This window comes from Wolbachia endosymbiont of Drosophila ananassae (genome assembly GCF_008033215.1).
GTDB classification, from domain to species: domain Bacteria; phylum Pseudomonadota; class Alphaproteobacteria; order Rickettsiales; family Anaplasmataceae; genus Wolbachia; species Wolbachia pipientis.
The window spans coordinates 260,390-276,040 of the sequence record NZ_CP042904.1; the positions used below are offsets into that span (position 1 = coordinate 260,390).

Here is a 15,651-nt window from a genome sequence, read left to right on the forward strand (position 1 = left end):
GTAATGAATAAGATAATCAATAACGTATTTGCAAGAGAAATTTTAGATAGCAGGGGTTACCCCACTATTGAGGTAGAAATTGAGCTCTGTGATGGCGCAATAGGCAGGGCATCTGTACCTTCTGGAGCTTCAACTGGTAAATTAGAAGCCTTGGAACTCAGGGACCAAGATGAGAAAAGGTATTGTGGTAAGGGAGTGCTGAAAGCTGTTCAAGCTGTAAATGGGATAATAGCAGATGAAATCATTGGAATGAATGCAGCGGACCAAAATGCAATTGATAAAGCATTAATTGAACTGGATGGAACAAAAAACAAATCAAAACTTGGAGCAAATGCAACTTTGGGTGTGTCTCTTGCAGTTGCAAAAGCAGCAGCAAACAGTTTCAAAATGCCGCTATATAGATATTTGGGAGGAAAGCAGACGAGTGTTATGCCGGTTCCACTCATTAACATAATTAATGGTGGAGTACATGCAGACAATAAGCTCGATTTCCAAGAATTCATGATTCTTCCGGTCGGTGCTGAGACTTTCAGCGAAGCGATTAGAATATCTGCGGAGGTATTCCACAACTTACGTAGCATTCTTAAGAAAAAAGGTTATAGCACAAATGTAGGGGATGAAGGTGGTTTTGCACCAAATATTGAAAGTACTGAAGAAGCACTTGATTTGATCATATACGCTATAGAATCAGCAGGTTATTCAGCGCAAAGTGATTTTGCACTAGGCCTTGATGTTGCTTCATCTACTTTTTATGAAGATGGAATTTACGAATTTGAAAGTAAGGGGCTTACTTCAGAAGAGTTAACCGAATATTATTGTAACCTTGTGGAAAGATATCCAATAATTTCTATAGAAGATGCAATGAGTGAAGACGACTATGAAGGCTGGAAATTGCTTACTGCAAAACTAGGGAATAAAATTCAATTGGTCGGGGATGATTTGTTTGTTACAAATTGTGAACTGATATGCAAAGGAATAGAGGAAAAAATGGCAAATGCTGTACTGATCAAGCCAAATCAAATAGGGACGTTAACAGAAACTTTTGCTGCTATTGAAATGGCAAAATCAAATGGCTATAAAGCTGTTGTTTCTCATCGCTCAGGTGAAACAGAAGACACAACAATATCCCACATAGCAGTTGCGTCAAATTGCGGGCAAATAAAAACCGGGTCGCTATCGCGTTCTGATAGACTCGCGAAGTATAATGAGCTAATGAGAATAGAAAGCACGTTAGGAAAGGATGCTAAATATTATCGTGGGTTAGCATGGGTTTTATAGACGAAGTAAAATTGTGTTTAAAAGCCGGTGACGGTGGTGATGGCTGTGCAAGTTTTCGTCGAGAAAAGTTCGTTGAATTTGGTGGTCCAAATGGTGGTAATGGAGGAAAGGGTGGAAACATAGTTTTCATCAGCGACGCTAATCTCAACACTTTGCTTCATTTTCGTTATAGAAGACACATTAAAGCAGATAGTGGAAAAAATGGTGCAGGCAGGGATAGATCTGGCACAGCAGGGAAAGACGTTATACTTAAAGTTCCAGTTGGTGCACAAATAATTGATGAAGAAAGTGAAGAGATAATAGTAGACCTTGACAAGCCTGGTATGGAATTTCAAGTAGCACAGGGTGGAAAAGGTGGACTTGGAAATACTAATTTTAAATCTTCTACTAATAAGGCACCAAGACATTTTACTTACGGTCAGCCTGGCGAAGAAAAACATGTATTATTAAAACTAAAAGTTTTATCAGATGTTGGAATTATTGGCATGCCAAACGCAGGTAAATCAAAATTTTTGACTCGCTGCTCAAATTCCGATACAAAAGTAGGCGATTATCCATTTACCACCGTAAGACCTCATTTAGGCATGGTAAAAGTGGATGATAGCGAAGTTGTAATAGCAGATATTCCTGGAATAATTACTGATGCTCACCTTGGAGTTGGGCTCGGGCATAAATTTTTAAAGCACATAGAAAGGTGTCAAATTTTACTTCATTTAATCGATGTAACTCACGATGACGTTGTTTCGGCTTATAGTTGTATCCATAATGAATTGGAACTTTACAATAGTGATCTTGTTGAAAAAGAAGAGATTGTAGTATTAAACAAATGCGACTTATTGAGGGAAGCAGAAATTCTGGAAAAGAAGAATCACCTAGCTAATTATCTCAATAAAGAAGTGCTGTGCTTATCAATTAATGGTGATTTACAGCCTATTTTAAGATTATTAAGTGAAAAATTGAAAAAGAGTAATTCTAAGGAAATCGATGTATATGATCCTTTTAAAGCGTAAATTTTCTATTTATGGATGTACAAGAATGGTAGCGTGCAACCAGAACTAAGCGTACAGCTGTGCAAACATCGTGATTTGAGTCCACCAGAAGGGTGTCATCCCAGTGCCCAGACACTGGGATCCAGCCTTTTCATAATCATCAAAACGTTGTATTTTAACATAAAACGGCTACTTTTATGCTTACCAACTTAATAAAATTTCTGGATCCAAGTGTCAAGCACTGTGATGACATCATAGGGGCGCTGGGATGACACCCTCCTGCTAGACAATGTTCGTACAGTTGTACATCTACCATGCAAGTTACCTGAAAATTGCAATGTTCGTACACTTGACTACTTGGATCTAGTATGATTTAATTAACCAAGAAGTAGGCATGAAAAAATTATGTAGTGAACCAGTTTGCATAACACCAGGAGGAAAATATGGATAGAAAGACGAGAATAGAATCAGACAGCTTAGGGGAAGTAAAAGTACCAAGTGAACATTACTGGGGAGCGCAGACTCAGCGTTCTTTAGAAAATTTTAAGATTGGCACAGAAAAAATGCCAGAGCCTCTGATTAAAGCATTAGCAATAGTAAAACTTGCAGCAGCACATGTTAACATGAAGCAGGGTAGCATAGATAATAAGGTAGGGGACGCAATCTGCGCAGCCGCAAAGGAAGTAATAGATGGCAAATTTAATAATGAATTTCCGCTTGTTGTTTGGCAAACCGGATCCGGAACGCAGACTAATATGAATATGAATGAAGTGATCAGCAATCGCGCAATAGAGATTTTAGGTGGTAATTTGGGTAGTAAATCTCCGATACATCCAAATGATCATGTGAATTATGGTCAGTCGTCAAATGACACCTTTCCAACAGCAATGCATATAGCAGCAGCAGACCAGATAAACCGCTTGCTTATTCCAAATCTTGAAAAATTGCATAAGGTGCTGGATAATAAGGTTCAGGAATTTAAAGATATAATAAAAGTAGGACGTACTCATCTGCAAGATGCAACGCCCCTAACACTAGGACAGGAGTTTTCTGGCTATGCAGCCCAGATTAAAAAGGGGATAGAGAGAGTAAAATCAACTTTAAGTGATATATATGAGCTTGCACAAGGTGGCACTGCGGTTGGCACGGGACTCAATACTAAAAAGGGTTTTGCTGAAGATTTTGCAAAGCAAGTTGCAGGAATTACTAACCTTCCATTTACTTCAGCAGGCAATAAATTTGAAGCGCTAGCAGCAAATGATGCTTTAGTTGAGCTCAGTGGAACACTCAATACAGTAGCAGTCAGTTTAATGAAAATTGCAAATGATATAAGGCTGCTTGGTTCTGGTCCAAGATGCGGAATTGGGGAAATAATGTTACCGGAAAATGAGCCTGGTTCTTCAATTATGCCAGGTAAAGTGAATCCAACTCAGTGTGAAGCGGTGACTATGGTATGCACTCAAGTTATGGGAAATCATGTTGCTGTAACCATTAGTGGTTCAAACGGTCATTTTGAATTGAATGTGTTTAAGCCAGTGATAATTTACAATGTTTTGCAGTCTATAAGACTTTTAGCTGACGCAAGTTTAAATTTTACAGAAAAATGTGTAGTTGGTATTAAAGCAAATGAAGAGAGGATAAAAGATTTACTGAATCAGTCGTTGATGTTGGTCACTATATTAAATACGCATATAGGGTACGACAATGCAGCAAAAATAGCGAAGCTTGCTTATAAAGAAAATATCACTCTAAAAGAAGCAGCAGCAAAACTTCAACTGCTCACTGAGGAAGAGTTTGAAAGGATAGTGAAACCAGAAGAAATGGTAAATTATTGTATCCGTTCAGCGGAGTGGCAGAATAAGGTAGACAAGGTGATCTAAAAAGATAATCATAGAGCAAAAGTGAAATAATATGGTAAACCTTTTAGAACTTTGCAAAAATTTACAGCAAAAAATAGAAAGGTTAGAAGCAAAAATAGAAAGATTGGAAAAAGAGAATGAAAGTTTAAAAGCAGAAAATAAGGCTTTAAAGATAGAAAATGCTGAGTTAAGAGAAAGACTCGGTTTAAGCTCAAAAAATTCATCAATACCAAGTTCCAAAGAGTTGTATAAAATAAAAAAGAATAAGCCGAAAAGCGAAAGGAATATTGGCGGTCAGGTTGGTCATAAAGGAAGTTTTCGCGCCAACATGGATGCAGATAAAGTAGTAAAGATAGAGTTGCCTAATACTTGCGAATGCGGAGGAGAAATTGCAATATGTGAAAAACCATATATTCATCAGAAAGTTGATCTTCCAGAAATCAAGCCTTATGTAGTGGAATATCAGTTAGAACATGGCCGTTGTCGGAGATGCGGAAAGAGAAGAAGTAGCAAGTTACCGGAAGGTGTTACGCCAGATACATTTGGTCCAAGGGTTAAGTCAATAATTGCAGCGTTCAGCGGATTCTACAAAAATTCAAAACGCGAAATAGCGAGTGTCGTAAATGATATCTTCAATTTGAACATAAGCGTCGGTAGCATATCAAATAGTGAACATAGAGTTGCTTCAAAATGCAAAAAAATGTATGAGCAGATCGAACAAGAGATAAGTAGGAGTAAAGTTCTACATATTGATGAAACGAGCCATTATAACAAAGGTAAACTCGCTTGGTGTTGGATGTTTGCAAGCAATACGGCAAGTTTTGTAAAATTTACAGAGTCAAGAGGAATGAAAGTTTTACAAAATAGTAAATTCTGCAATCGCAATAGCTTGGTAATAACTGACAGGTATGCAGCATACAATTATTTTGCCGATAAAAACAGGCAAATCTGTTGGGCACATTTATCAAGAGATTTTGAAAGATTAGCACATAGTTGGAATATTGAAGTTAAAGTTCTGGGTTGTTACTTGAGAAACGTGGCCACTGAATTATTTGCACTAAAAAAAGCTTTACTAAAAAGTGAGATAGATGTTTTGAGGTTTGTCAGACGTGCCAGAAAATTAAGAAAACGTACAAAGTATTACTTGAAGGAGATATCTCGTTTACCTGAAGCAATTGGAGCCTCTCGAGTTGCAAAAAATGTTCTGAGATCTGAAAGAATGATGTGGAAATTTTTAGATGACCCAGAAAATATTCCGCTGACAAATAACCACGCTGAACGGCAAATTCGGCATTATGTCGTTTATCGCAAAAACTCATATTTTACACAATCAAAGCGGGGAAATACATTCCTTGAGCGGATAATTTCATTATACTTAACTTGGAAACAAAGGGGTCTCAATCCTTTCCAAAATCTCCTATCTATTGTTTCTTAAACCACTCTCCTGAACGGATACAAATTATTTGTAACCGCTCACACTTAATTCTTCAATCTCACTAATAGAAAGGCCAGTAAACTTGACAATAGTGTTAACATCAACATTATTATCTTGCTTTGTCTACCTTATTTTGCCGCTCCCCTGAACGGATACGGTTTAAGACATAAGATCCTTTTTCATAGCTATACTACGTTATCCAGCGTCTGGGCACTGGTTTCTTGGTACTTATTCCGCAATAATTTTTTTTTCCTTCAATAAACTTTGCAGTTCGCCTTTTTCGTACATCTCGCGAGTGATGTCGCAACCACCAATAAACTCTTCCTTTATATATAATTGTGGAATTGTTGGCCAATCAGAAAACTTTTTTATAGATTCACGTATTTCATCATTCTCCAACACGTTAATATACTTAAACTTCACGTTCAATTTTTTTAGGATTGACACGACGAGTCCAGAGAATCCGCATTGAGGAAAATCAGAAGTGCCTTTCATATACAATACCACATCATTTTCTGTTATATCTTTTTTTATTTGTTCAAAATTGCTCATAAATTCACCTTATTTTTAAGTATTAGTTTCCAGTTGCAAGGCGTGTATAGACTGACCTTCCAGAGCTTTATATACCATTTTATGCTGTTCTATTTTTGTCTTTCCAAGAAAACACTTGGAGTTTATTTTTAAATGATAATGGTCATCATCTCCAGCAAGATCATGAATCTTTATATCAGCATCGGGGAACGATTGTTTGACGATTCTTTCTAGTTCATGAATTGCAATAACCATTGATTTGCTTTAAATTACAATACTTTCATTATAAATCTAAAACGACTGGGTGCAATTGAATTATTGATTATATAGTTACTAACATTGTGAAGATAGTAATTTCAGCATGTTAAGTGCACTAGCAAGGCGAGATTTTAATTGATTTTCATATTTACTCCAATCTTGTATTGCCTTTCTTGCAACACCTGAATCAACTGCGGCTTTTGCAACAGCAGGAGCTACTATAGAAATTAATCTTGGGTCAAATGGAGTAGGTATTATATATTCACGTCCATAGCCCATTTTACGACCGCCATAGACTGCAGATATCTCACCTGGTACTGGCTCACGGGCAAGCTTTGCTATTGCATCTGCAGCTGCAATTTTCATTTCATCATTTATTGTTGTTGCATGTACATCAAGTGCCCCTCTAAATATATAAGGAAAACCCATTACGTTGTTGACTTGGTTGTTGTAATCTGACCTACCAGTTGCAATTATTGCATCTGGCCTCACAGATTTTGCAAACTCAGGCCTTACTTCTGGATCGGGATTGGCAAGAGCAAAAATAATCGGGTCTTTGCCCATACTCTTTAACATCTCTTCATTTAACACATCTTTTGCAGATAGTCCGATGAATACATCAGCGCCTTTTATTGTATCAAGTAGAGAACGTTCGGAAGTATCAATTGCATATTTTTCCTTCCACTCATTCATGTCCTCGTTTCTACCTTTGTATATTACTCCTTGCTTATCACACAGCACTATATTTTTAGCGCCCATGGACTTTAGTATTTCTAAACATGCAATACCGGCTGCTCCAGCACCATTCATAATGATCTTAACGTCCTCTAATTTCTTTCCGACAATATCAAGAGCATTTTCTATACCAGCTGCAACAACCACTGCAGTTCCATGCTGGTCATCATGGAACACTGGAATATCCATCAGTTCATTCAGACGTTTCTCTATTATAAAACAATCGGGAGATCTTATATCCTCTAAATTTATCCCCCCCCAACTTGGCCCAAGGTACCTTACTGCATTGATAAAATCTTCTATATTTTCTGTACCAACTTCTATATCAACTGCATCAATATCAGCAAAACGCTTAAATAAAACAGCTTTGCCTTCCATGACAGGTTTTGCAGCAAGAGGACCGATATTACCAAGTCCAAGCACTGCAGTGCCATTTGAAATGACAGCAACACAGTTGCTTTTTGCCGTATAATCATAAACAACCTCAGGATTTTTAGCTATTTCAAGGCACGGAGCTGCAACGCCAGGGGAATAAGCAAGTGACAAATCATACTGGGTAGATAAAGGTTTTGTTGGCATGATTGAAATTTTACCAGGTTTACCACCTCTACTGTGATAATTAAGTGCCTCTTGTTTTGTGGTACTATCTAAATCATCGTTCATCATTACATCCTTATATTTTAAGCTTGTATTTTTTAAGTATATGGAGTTTTTATAAATGTTCAATTGTAAACTATTAGCTTGTGAACTCTGGTGTACTTCTGTATAAGTTTACCTACTACGTAGAATGGTATTACATGCTTAAGAAAAACGTGCCTAATTTGCTTACAATTTCTCGTGCGCTTGCAGTACCAGCAATAATATTAAGTTTTTATATAGAAAATAAATATGCAGGCCTGATAACAATATCAATCTTTGTGTTTGCGTGCATTACGGATTTTTTTGATGGTTACTTGGCGCGTGCGTGGAAAGTCCAATCAAAATTTGGCAAGCTATTTGATCCAATTGCTGATAAATTAATAGTGGTTTCAACGATAATTATGCTAGTTTATAAGCAGAAGATAAATGATTTTACAATAGTACCATCGATTATCATCATCTGTAGGGAGATATTAGTCTCGGGTTTGCGGGAGTTTTTGATAGCTACAAATGTTAGTCTACCTGTAAGCAAAGCTGGAAAAATTAAAACATTTTTGCAGATGGTTGCTGTAGTAGCGCTAATAATGAACGATTATTATATGATTCAATATACAGGTGCGATTTGTTTATGGGTTGCAGCTATTATAACTATGTGGTCAGGCTATAATTATATCCTAGCCGGCATCAAACAGATTGATTAAATCTCCTAGGAAATAGTTAATAGACAAGAGTAGTTAATATCTTAGTGATATTGACTCAGAAAGCAAAAAGGTGTATAATTGTATTAACTTACAACTAATTAGGTTAATATTATGAAAATACCTAGTGGCAAATTTTCTTCTACTAAAAAGGTTCCAGGAAAGAATAAGAAAAAAAGAGATTTTGAACCATTAGAAGAGTTTTTTTGGGATTTTTGGCCAACAGTTGATAAAGAAGTCAAAAGAGAAAGGCTAGAACAAGAACTATTAGCACTAAAAAAAAGAGAGCTATATAGAAAATGTGCATCATTGGCAACAATGGTCCCATTTACATTGCTGATGGCGATTGAACTGGAAAAAACATATAGCGATCAGGTATTACTTGGCGTGATAAGTGGCGCGCTAAGCCACACTATATTACCTTTTACAGTCTTATCTCTTATTTGTACGCTATATTTAATTTACAATAATAGGAAGATAGCACAAAAAGAACGAGAGTTGGAGATTATTGAAAATGGAGAGGAAGTAAAGGAAAAAGAGCACAATATTTCTGATATAGGTCAGTGTTTGATCTATATTGAGGCTATAACAACTGCACTGGTTATTGTAGGTATGATAATGGGTGAAACATCTTCACTTGAAGCAGCAGAGGATGCAATTTTATTTCTTGCCAATGCAATTGCTTTTCTTGCAACTCTTGTTTCTTATATTGATAAGCATGAAAAAAATAAGAAAAAGGAAACAGAAAAGATACCGTCTTGTTAGTCAACAAAAAAGTCATAAAAATTCTCCAAATTGCATAATAAAATCAAAAAATACTTCCAACTGTGTAGCAGTATACAGATTATAGTTAGTGGATATGTTGATAAGTAAATTAGTTACATATAAAACAGCAGAAATTTACTTATCAACATATCCACTAACCAACAACATTCAATAAATTTGTGTAAGATGCCATTTTACATAAGATGAATTAGAAGCATTTTTTGATTTTAAAGTACTAAACCTTCAGTTAACCTTTTAGCCCTATAGTTCTTGATATGATCTGGATCAAAGGCCTTTTTTGAACTTAAAACACCAAAAACTATATGAAGTAACTTACGCATTGCAGCACCAACTATGGCCATAGCATGCTTGCCTTTCTCTTTTAATCTTTCGCAAGAAGCCATAATGATAGGATTATGCTTTTTAGCTGCTATAGCAGGAAAGTACATTGCTTTACGTAATGTTCGTGAACCGGTTTTACTTAATCTGGGCTTGGCATGTACGGATGAGCCTGATGTTATATTTTGTGGTATAGTTCCAGCATATGCTGCCAATTGCCTAGCATTTATAAAGGCTTTTATACCAGGAATTTCAGCTAAAATAGCTATTGCTGTTTCCTCTCCTATTCCTGGAATAGTTAATAGGAGTTGAAAATCTTCCAACAATTCTTTGTGTTGTTTTAATAGTTCGCGTATGGAGTTTTTTATTGTTTCTATTTTTTGCTCTATGTTCATTGCAAGGTCTTCCCAAGCATTTGCAACTTCTTTAGGCAGTCTCTCTTTCTTTTCTAAATGATTATTTGCTAATGTTAACTCATCCTTTAACGCATTTGAGCAACGATAAAGATGTTTTAATTTTTTCTTTTCAGGAGAAGGTGGTGTCCAACGAGAAGGTTCCTGTCTTTGACAATAATCTGCAATAATCTCTGCATCAGTCTGGTCATTCTTTTGTCGTGTAAGCTTACTTTTTGCATAAAATCTTATGCAAGCTGGGTTTACAACACTAACGAAATATCCAGCGTTGTGGAGGAACTCAGCCAAAGCTTCGCTATAACAACCAGTGGATTCCATGCAAGCTTTTACTTCTTCTACGTTATGTTTTTGTAGAAAGTTCAGTAGACCTTGAAACCCAGTATCATCATTTTTAAATTTCCTTTTCCTAGTTTCACGCTTTCCTTTTTTACTTATGAATGAGAGAGAAACATCAAAGCGTTCTTTTGAAACATCTATACCTAAAAAGTTGTTGATCATATATAACTCCATATACTACTATTAAAAATGAAAAGTAAGGCTTACCTTGTGAATACAGAATTAGAACCATTTAGGCCTTTCTACGATACCGTCCAGCCTCTACTTTTGAGAAGGGAACTCTTTTCTTTTCTACAGATTTTATATCTAAGGAATCTTCCAGAGTTCTTCCCTTCTCCACCTAATGCTTAAGCTTAAAAACACTAGATGCTTTTTTCAAGATACAAGTCTGATCTTGATGAGAAATCTAGCAAGAAAACTAGCAATATATCTGTAGCCGGATTGGCGCTTGCTGGTTCTTCTGTATTTTTAATAAGAAGGATAATGTTAATAGCATTAGCATCGTCCTTAAATCCTGCTGTTGGACCTACTTTAGGCTTGGTAGGTATTGCAATTTTTATGGCTGTACAGGTCTTAACTATACATTCCTACAGTAAGACGCTGAAAGATCCAAAAGTGGAAGGACGAGGTGAATCAAGAAATGCAGGTAGTTCTGACCGTAGTTATAAAGAAGAAGGACCGGCTATTGCCTAAGAAATTTATTTATTTAAGTAATATTTAGGTCTATACTTTATTTTGATCGAAAAAAATCTTATGTATAAGACTTTAATCACGTGCTTTATTTTCCTAATTTGCTCCTTTACACAATCGTATGCGGATGATCTTGAAAAAACTGAAACTGAACTATATGAAGAAGCAGTTGAACTTTTTGACCAGAAAAAATATAAACAAGCTATTAGGGCATTTCATAAGATAGAGGATTTGTATCCTTTTTCTTATTGGGCAATGAAAGCAAAATTATTATCTGGGGTCTCTCACTATAATATGGGTAACTATAGCAGTGCTGCAAGTGATATGGATGATTATATATATGTTTATTCAAATGGTGAAGATTTACCATATGTATACTACTTAAGAGTATTATCTTATTACATGCAAATTAATAAAGTGCAACTTGGACAGCAAACTGCATATAAAACTTTAGAGCTAGCCACTGAGTACATTAATCTCTTTCCAGGCAGCGAATATGTAGACGAGATAAAGGAAAGAGCAAAATTAATCACAGAACATATATCAACAAAAGAGTATTCTATCGGTAAATTTTACCTGAGGCGTGGTGAATATTTAGCAGCAATTAAGCGTTTCCAGAATATGGCAAGCTATAAGGATTCTAAATATTTTTCTAAGTCTATTAACTATTTAGTAGCAGCCCATTCAGCTCTTGGCCTTGACTTAGAAGCTGAGTAGTATGAAAGTATGTTATTAGCAGAAAACCTGCAAGATGCCAAGCCAGAGGCTTGAAAATTTGCTTTAGCTTTTTCTATGCTTTGATATATAATTAGGTTTTTAACTATTTGAATATGGCTGGTCATTCACAATTTTCAAATATAAAACATCGGAAAGGCGCTCAGGATGCAAAGCGCTCTCAAAAATTTACGAAGCTGATTAGAGAAATAACAGTTGCTGCAAAGCAAGGGCTGCCCGATCCCGAACTCAACCCGCGCCTTCGCTCTGCTATATTTGCTGCACGCAAGGAAAATCTACCAAAAGATAAAATAGAAACAGCAATAAAAAATGCAACTGGTAACGTTGCTGGAGAAAATTACGAGGAAATCCAATATGAAGGTCATGGGCCTTCTGGCACTGCACTCATTGTCCATGCCTTGACTAATAACCGCAACCGTACTGCTTCTGAGGTACGTTATATATTTTCTCGCAAGGGTGGAAATTTAGGAGAAACAGGAAGCGTTAGTTACCTTTTCGATCATGTAGGCTTAATCGTCTATAAAGCAGAGGGTGTGAATTTTGACGATTTATTCAGTCATGGAATCGAATTAGAAGTATTGAATGTTGAGGAAAATGACAAAGAAGGATTACACGTTATAACTTGTGAAATAAAAGATTTTGGTAAAGTACGCGATGCCTTTTATGCAAAATTTGGAGAACCAGAACTTGCTCGTCTTTCATGGCAGCCAAAAGATCTGATTGAAATTAGCGATAAAGAGTTGATTGATAAATTATCTGCATTGGTTGAAGAGCTAGAAGATAACGACGATGTACAGTATGTGGAAGGTAATTTTACTTTTGTTGATAAGCTATGAGGCTGGTAATATTTGTATTGCTTTGTATTTTACCAGCATATGCTACTGAAACATCAACAGATCTTGCACAGCCATTCCAGCATGGAATCAGAAAAAAAAAAGCTACTTTGACGACAGAAAGTGATAGAAAGTTGTTATTCATATCCAGTACCATAAAATCTTCCTTTTTTGCCACGGAAGGGTTGGCGCCAAATACAGTGGTGAAATTGATCAACATATATAAAGATTTTGGTGTTGATTTTAAAAAAGACATTGTGCCAGAGAGTAAATTGGAGGTTCTTTTTGAGAGATTGCCTAATAATCAGAAGACTGAAGAAAAAATTTTATATGCTTCACTGACAATAAACAAGAAAGCTATTAGTTTATATCATTATAAATCGCAAGACGGCAAAGAAAGGTATTTTAATAAAGAAGGAATAAGCTTAAAAAATGGCGAAATTTTTGCAAATCCTTTAAATGGAGATTATCGCATATCCTCAAAATTTGGCAATAGAAAGCATCCTGTTCGCGGTAAAATTGCTTTTCACAAAGGAGTGGATTATGCAGCTAAACTTGGCACTCCCATATACGCTGCTGCAGAGGGTGTGATAGAATATATAGGAAAGAATGGTGGCTATGGAAATTACATCAAAATAAAACACAAAAATGAATATTCAACCTGTTACGCGCATATAAGTAGATTTAGTGGCGATATAAAGTTAGGCTCTAAAGTAAAGCAGGGGCAGATCATCGCTTATGTTGGTAGCACTGGTGTTGCAACAGGACCCCATTTACATTACGAAGTTATATATAATGGCAAACACATTGATCCGCTTACGATAGCACATAAAACTGAAGTAAAATTGCCTGATCATGAATTAAGAGAGTTTAAACTATTTGTAAATAAGATAAATAAAACGATCAACAGAGAGAGTTCAAGTGAAAAAGAAGTTTAAAGACAATATGGATAAGAATACGATAAACGATAGAAATTTGAGTCAAATTCGGGCTTTTCCTGTACTAATAGCGCTAGGATTAATTTTATCGCTGCTTTTTTTGGCATATGACAGCACAATTGCACTTGGAGTTGCTGCCGTTTCAATTTTGACTTTTCTTCAAGGATTTTTTATTAATGACCCTAATGAAGCAAGAGTGATAGAATTTTTTGGTCATTATATTGGAACTTATTTTAAGTCTGGAATATGTGTAACGCTTCCCTTTTCAAGCAAATATATAGTTTCCCTAAAATTTCAGAATATTAACACAGAAAAAATAAAAGTTAATGATGCAAATGGAAGTCCAATAGAGATTTCAGCAGTGATTGTTTGGAGAGTAAATAGCCCTGCAAAGGCGTATTATAATGTTAACAACTATCACGAATTTGTTTTTGTACAAAGTGACTCAGTAATAAGAGAATTAGCTAGTAACTATCCGTATGACAGCGAGAGCAATGAGGAATCTTTACGTAAAAATTCTGATAAAATTTCAGATGAATTGCGGTCAATGTTACAACAAAGATTAGATATTGCAGGAATTGAGATTACAGAAGCAAGAATATCGCATTTGGCGTATTCGTCCGAGATTGCACAAGCAATGTTAAGGCGTCAACAAGCACATGCTATCACTTCGGCAAGAAGGCATATAGTGCAAAATGCAATAGGAATTGTCGAGGAAGTAATAGCTCATTTTGAAAAAAACAAAAGCTTACAATTAGATGGCAAGCAAAAGGTTCAATTGATAAATAATTTGTTGGTTGCCCTAATCTCTGAGCAAGATGCACAACCGACGATTAGTTTAGATAATAATTAGCATAGAAGCCGATTGGGTTTCATAAATGCAAGTCACTATTAATTTCTTGATTAATAGACTAAATGATGTTATAAATTACACGCATTAGGGGTGCTCTAGAAAAGCTGAGAGTACATAAAGTACAACCCTTTGAACCTGATATTGTTAAAGCAAGCGTAGGAAAATGTATGTATATAAATATTGAAGAATGCTTCGGCTTCATTGCGTTAATTGCATCTCTAATTGGATTATCACCTCAAGTATATAAAGCATATATCACTAAAGTTACTCGTGATGTATCGATGTTAATGTTAGTAAACTATCTTATTTGTTCATTGTCTTGGATTGGCTATGGTCTTTACCAGAGCTCAATTTTTGTGGTGCTTAGCAATATTGCTGGATTAGTGATTAGCATAATATCAATTATTCAAAAATGTTACTACGATGCAAAACCTGCACCATGATCATGTGCTGCACTGCAGTACACAACAACAATATCGTTCTATTGTAGTGCTAAATGGAAAAATACCGAGCTCATCGTTTTTTAAACGAGATATACCTATTATTGCTGTAGATGGAGGAGCAAACAAGCTTCTATCAATTGGCGTAAAACCTGATCTTGTAGTAGGAGATTTGGATAGCGTAAATCTGGATTTACGTGCTAATTTGAATACGATATATCTACCTGATCAAGATTATTGCGACTTTTCTAAAGCAATGGCTCACTTAAAAACAGTAAAGTTATTGCCATCAATAGTAACGGGTATTACTGGAGGAGCAATTGATCACATACTACAGAATATTAACATTTTTCTAAGTACAGGTAGTATCTTTTACACACCTTCACCTCCCATGGTAGGTTACACTTTACAAAAAGGTATTACCCATTTTTTTTCTTTGCCAAAAAATACTAAAATATCTTTACTTGGTATACCGAGAGCTCAAATATCAACTAAAGGATTAAAATGGGAACTGCACCTTAGTAATCTTGCTTTTCCGGGAAAAAATTCTTGCTTTAATCGAAGTTTAGGCAATAAGGTATCCGTAGAAGTACACAGTGGTATATGTCTAGCAATGATTTATTTAGAGACAGTAGATGATGCTGCAAGACATCATGTGCGTCAAGTTAAGAAGTAAATAGACTTCTTGCATAACCCAAACTAAGTAGAAAAAAGATACCGTCTTGTTAGTCAACAAAAAAGTCATAAAAATTCTCCAAATTGCATAATAAAATCAAAAAATACTTCCAACTGTGTAGCAGTATACAGATTATAGTTAGTGGATATGTTGATAAGTAAATTAGTTACATATAAAACAGCAGAAATTTACTTATCAACATATCCACTAA

At 35.7% G+C, this 15,651-nt stretch carries 17 protein-coding genes and 1 riboswitch; of the genes, 13 read left to right on the top strand and 4 right to left on the bottom strand.

All coding sequences use genetic code 11. The features are described 5' to 3' along the window. Positions 1 to 3: 3 nt before the first annotated feature. The 4 genes from eno (at position 4) to EA652_RS01305 (ending at position 5,561) form a co-directional block, all read left to right on the top strand. Positions 4 to 1,278: a phosphopyruvate hydratase gene (gene eno / locus EA652_RS01290; RefSeq protein ID WP_012673107.1), complete on the top strand. Its 1,275-nt coding sequence runs from the start codon at positions 4 to 6 to the stop codon at positions 1,276 to 1,278. After that, positions 1,266 to 2,288 (top strand): Obg family GTPase CgtA, encoded by a 1,023-nt coding sequence (cgtA, locus tag EA652_RS01295; protein ID WP_006280016.1) that lies wholly within the window; start codon positions 1,266 to 1,268, stop codon positions 2,286 to 2,288. The genes eno and cgtA overlap by 13 nt, the downstream gene beginning before the upstream one ends. Positions 2,289 to 2,710: 422 nt before the next feature. Further along, positions 2,711 to 4,147, top strand: coding sequence for a class II fumarate hydratase (gene fumC, locus EA652_RS01300; protein ID WP_049749677.1), 1,437 nt, complete (start codon positions 2,711 to 2,713; stop codon positions 4,145 to 4,147). 31 nt (positions 4,148 to 4,178) lie between these two features. Continuing rightward, positions 4,179 to 5,561 carry an IS66-like element ISWen3 family transposase gene (locus EA652_RS01305; RefSeq protein ID WP_007548562.1) on the top strand — a complete coding sequence of 461 codons (1,383 nt, stop codon included), beginning with the start codon at positions 4,179 to 4,181 and terminating at the stop codon, positions 5,559 to 5,561. A 228-nt stretch (positions 5,562 to 5,789) separates the two neighbouring features. On the opposite strand, the gene grxD is transcribed toward EA652_RS01305, so the two are convergent. The 3 genes from grxD to EA652_RS01320 all read right to left on the bottom strand — a co-directional run bounded on the left by grxD (position 5,790) and on the right by EA652_RS01320 (position 7,748). Next, entirely contained in the window at positions 5,790 to 6,113 is a 324-nt protein-coding gene (gene grxD, locus EA652_RS01310) for a Grx4 family monothiol glutaredoxin (RefSeq protein ID WP_006280013.1), read from the bottom strand. A gap of 15 nt (positions 6,114 to 6,128) precedes the next feature. Further along, positions 6,129 to 6,347 carry a BolA/IbaG family iron-sulfur metabolism protein gene (locus tag EA652_RS01315; protein WP_007549187.1) on the bottom strand — a complete coding sequence of 73 codons (219 nt, stop codon included), beginning with the start codon at positions 6,345 to 6,347 and terminating at the stop codon, positions 6,129 to 6,131. Between the two features lie 78 nt (positions 6,348 to 6,425). Further along, positions 6,426 to 7,748 carry a malic enzyme-like NAD(P)-binding protein gene (locus EA652_RS01320; protein WP_007549186.1) on the bottom strand — a complete coding sequence of 441 codons (1,323 nt, stop codon included), beginning with the start codon at positions 7,746 to 7,748 and terminating at the stop codon, positions 6,426 to 6,428. Between the two features lie 134 nt (positions 7,749 to 7,882). Between EA652_RS01320 and pgsA the strand changes: the two genes are divergently transcribed. Together pgsA and EA652_RS07515 are read left to right on the top strand one after the other, a co-directional pair. After that, on the top strand, positions 7,883 to 8,425 hold the full coding sequence (gene pgsA / locus EA652_RS01325; RefSeq protein WP_012673109.1) for a CDP-diacylglycerol--glycerol-3-phosphate 3-phosphatidyltransferase: 543 nt from the start codon (positions 7,883 to 7,885) through the stop codon (positions 8,423 to 8,425). A 111-nt stretch (positions 8,426 to 8,536) separates the two neighbouring features. Then, positions 8,537 to 9,187, top strand: a complete 651-nt coding sequence (locus EA652_RS07515; protein ID WP_007549183.1) for a hypothetical protein — start codon at positions 8,537 to 8,539, stop codon at positions 9,185 to 9,187. Positions 9,188 to 9,414: 227 nt separating this feature from the next. Here EA652_RS07515 and EA652_RS01335 read toward each other — a convergent pair whose 3' ends face one another. Continuing rightward, positions 9,415 to 10,437 carry an IS110-like element ISWen2 family transposase gene (locus EA652_RS01335; protein ID WP_007548332.1) on the bottom strand — a complete coding sequence of 341 codons (1,023 nt, stop codon included), beginning with the start codon at positions 10,435 to 10,437 and terminating at the stop codon, positions 9,415 to 9,417. Positions 10,438 to 10,641: 204 nt separating this feature from the next. Between EA652_RS01335 and EA652_RS01340 the strand changes: the two genes are divergently transcribed. From EA652_RS01340 to EA652_RS01370, 7 genes are all read left to right on the top strand, one after another. Beyond that, positions 10,642 to 10,968, top strand: a complete 327-nt coding sequence (locus tag EA652_RS01340) for a hypothetical protein (RefSeq protein WP_041582602.1) — start codon at positions 10,642 to 10,644, stop codon at positions 10,966 to 10,968. 60 nt (positions 10,969 to 11,028) lie between these two features. Next, the gene (locus EA652_RS01345; RefSeq protein ID WP_012673110.1) at positions 11,029 to 11,682 is read left to right on the top strand and encodes an outer membrane protein assembly factor BamD; all 654 of its coding nucleotides are present in this window, start codon (positions 11,029 to 11,031) and stop codon (positions 11,680 to 11,682) included. Between the two features lie 113 nt (positions 11,683 to 11,795). Continuing rightward, the gene (locus tag EA652_RS01350) at positions 11,796 to 12,536 is read left to right on the top strand and encodes a YebC/PmpR family DNA-binding transcriptional regulator (RefSeq protein ID WP_012673111.1); all 741 of its coding nucleotides are present in this window, start codon (positions 11,796 to 11,798) and stop codon (positions 12,534 to 12,536) included. After that, positions 12,533 to 13,471 carry a M23 family metallopeptidase gene (locus EA652_RS01355; RefSeq protein WP_006280518.1) on the top strand — a complete coding sequence of 313 codons (939 nt, stop codon included), beginning with the start codon at positions 12,533 to 12,535 and terminating at the stop codon, positions 13,469 to 13,471. Before EA652_RS01350 ends, EA652_RS01355 begins: the two co-directional genes overlap by 4 nt. A 7-nt stretch (positions 13,472 to 13,478) precedes the next feature. After that, complete coding sequence (locus EA652_RS01360) at positions 13,479 to 14,324, top strand: SPFH domain-containing protein (RefSeq protein WP_012673112.1); 846 nt, start codon at positions 13,479 to 13,481, stop codon at positions 14,322 to 14,324. A gap of 76 nt (positions 14,325 to 14,400) precedes the next feature. Continuing rightward, a riboswitch (TPP riboswitch) is annotated at positions 14,401 to 14,503 on the top strand. Beyond that, a complete protein-coding gene (locus EA652_RS01365) occupies positions 14,492 to 14,767 on the top strand; it encodes a SemiSWEET family sugar transporter (RefSeq protein ID WP_006280002.1) in 276 nt (91 codons plus the stop codon). (Overlaps the previous riboswitch by 12 nt.) Next, positions 14,748 to 15,440 (top strand): thiamine diphosphokinase, encoded by a 693-nt coding sequence (locus tag EA652_RS01370; RefSeq protein WP_010962623.1) that lies wholly within the window; start codon positions 14,748 to 14,750, stop codon positions 15,438 to 15,440. The genes EA652_RS01365 and EA652_RS01370 overlap by 20 nt, the downstream gene beginning before the upstream one ends. Positions 15,441 to 15,651: the final 211 nt, after the last annotated feature.